Origin of the sequence: Dokdonella immobilis, from assembly GCF_900115085.1 — a bacterium.
Lineage (GTDB): Bacteria > Pseudomonadota > Gammaproteobacteria > Xanthomonadales > Rhodanobacteraceae > Dokdonella > Dokdonella immobilis.
This window is the reverse complement of sequence record NZ_FOVF01000059.1, coordinates 2,501-4,470: the sequence shown is the minus strand read 5'-3', so window position 1 is coordinate 4,470 and position 1,970 is coordinate 2,501. Positions and strand designations below refer to the sequence as shown.

General features: G+C 55.8%; 2 tRNA genes and 2 rRNA genes (1 of these 4 cut by a window edge). All 4 read left to right on the top strand.

The window, feature by feature from the left end:
- Window positions 1-1,088: ribosomal RNA gene (locus BM125_RS19405) — 16S ribosomal RNA — on the top strand; the annotation flags it as partial.
- 128 nt (window positions 1,089-1,216) lie between these two features.
- Window positions 1,217-1,292 (top strand) — tRNA-Ala (locus tag BM125_RS19400).
- A 21-nt stretch (window positions 1,293-1,313) separates the two neighbouring features.
- Window positions 1,314-1,390: transfer RNA gene (locus BM125_RS19395), tRNA-Ile, on the top strand.
- Between the two features lie 183 nt (window positions 1,391-1,573).
- A 23S ribosomal RNA gene (locus tag BM125_RS19390) occupies window positions 1,574-1,970 on the top strand (it continues 2,485 nt past the right edge of the window).

The following is a 1,970-nucleotide window of genomic DNA, read 5'->3' as shown; positions in this document are numbered from 1 at the left end:
CCGGACTAATACTCCGGTTGAATGACGGTACCCAAAGAATAAGCACCGGCTAACTTCGTGCCAGCAGCCGCGGTAATACGAAGGGTGCAAGCGTTACTCGGAATTACTGGGCGTAAAGCGTGCGTAGGCGGTTTGTTAAGTCTGCTGTGAAAGCCCTGGGCTCAACCTGGGAACTGCAGTGGATACTGGCAAGCTAGAGTGTGTCAGAGGATGGTGGAATTCCCGGTGTAGCGGTGAAATGCGTAGAGATCGGGAGGAACACCAGTGGCGAAGGCGGCCATCTGGGACAACACTGACGCTGAGGCACGAAAGCGTGGGGAGCAAACAGGATTAGATACCCTGGTAGTCCACGCCCTAAACGATGCGAACTGGACGTTGGGCACACTTAGGTGCTCAGTGTCGAAGCTAACGCGTTAAGTTCGCCGCCTGGGGAGTACGGTCGCAAGACTGAAACTCAAAGGAATTGACGGGGGCCCGCACAAGCGGTGGAGTATGTGGTTTAATTCGATGCAACGCGAAGAACCTTACCTGGCCTTGACATGTCCGGAATCCTGCAGAGATGCGGGAGTGCCTTCGGGAATCGGAACACAGGTGCTGCATGGCTGTCGTCAGCTCGTGTCGTGAGATGTTGGGTTAAGTCCCGCAACGAGCGCAACCCTTGTCCTTAGTTGCCAGCGAGTAATGTCGGGAACTCTAAGGAGACTGCCGGTGACAAACCGGAGGAAGGTGGGGATGACGTCAAGTCATCATGGCCCTTACGGCCAGGGCTACACACGTACTACAATGGTCGGTACAGAGGGTTGCGAAACCGCGAGGTGAAGCCAATCCCAGAAAGCCGATCTCAGTCCGGATCGGAGTCTGCAACTCGACTCCGTGAAGTCGGAATCGCTAGTAATCGCGAATCAGCATTGTCGCGGTGAATACGTTCCCGGGCCTTGTACACACCGCCCGTCACACCATGGGAGTGGGTTGCTCCAGAAGCAGGTAGCGTAACCGCAAGGGGCGCGCTTGCCACGGAGTGGTTCATGACTGGGGTGAAGTCGTAACAAGGTAGCCGTATCGGAAGGTGCGGCTGGATCACCTCCTTAAGTAAACGGCTTCGCCGCTGTAAGGCGTCCACACAAGTTACCTGCATTCAGAGTTCCGGTTGATGGAAAGATCAACGCGGGAGCGTCCTGTTTTGCGGTCCGGCGCGTGGCGCGGGGCCCAAACACCTGGGGCTTTAGCTCAGCTGGGAGAGCACCTGCTTTGCAAGCAGGGGGTCGTCGGTTCGATCCCGACAAGCTCCACCACCTGTCTACTCCCTTCTTTTTGGGTCTGTAGCTCAGGTGGTTAGAGCGCACCCCTGATAAGGGTGAGGCCGGAGGTTCGAGTCCTCCCAGACCCACCATTCTGAATGTAGCGCACACACTTTTGAAGCGGACCGGCGTTGAGGCCGGCTCTGCGTTCTTTGAAAACTTGGGACGTAATAAGCGTTTTGGCTCGAACGAGTCGAACGTGTCGTTGAGGCAAGTAGGCGAAGTAATTGAGATGAGTTGTTGCTGTGTGATCCTGAGGTAACTTGGGGTTATATGGTCAAGCGACTAAGCGCATACGGTGGATGCCTTGGCGGTCAGAGGCGATGAAGGACGTGGCAGCCTGCGAAAAGCTCCGGGGAGCTGGCAACAAGCATTGATCCGGGGATGTCCGAATGGGGAAACCCACTCCTTTTAGGAGTATCCCGCGCTGAATACATAGGCGCGTGGAGGCGAACTCAGGGAACTGAAATATCTCAGTACCTGAAGGAAAAGAAATCAACAGAGATTCCCTCAGTAGCGACGAGCGAACGGGGAACAGCCCAAAAGTTGCGCAAGTTCTAGGAGAAGGGTCTGGAAAGGCCCGCCATAGACGGTGATAGCCCGGTATTCGAAAGGGCTTGTGCGATGAAAGTGAGTAGGGCGGGGCACGTGAAACCCTGTCTGAACATGGGG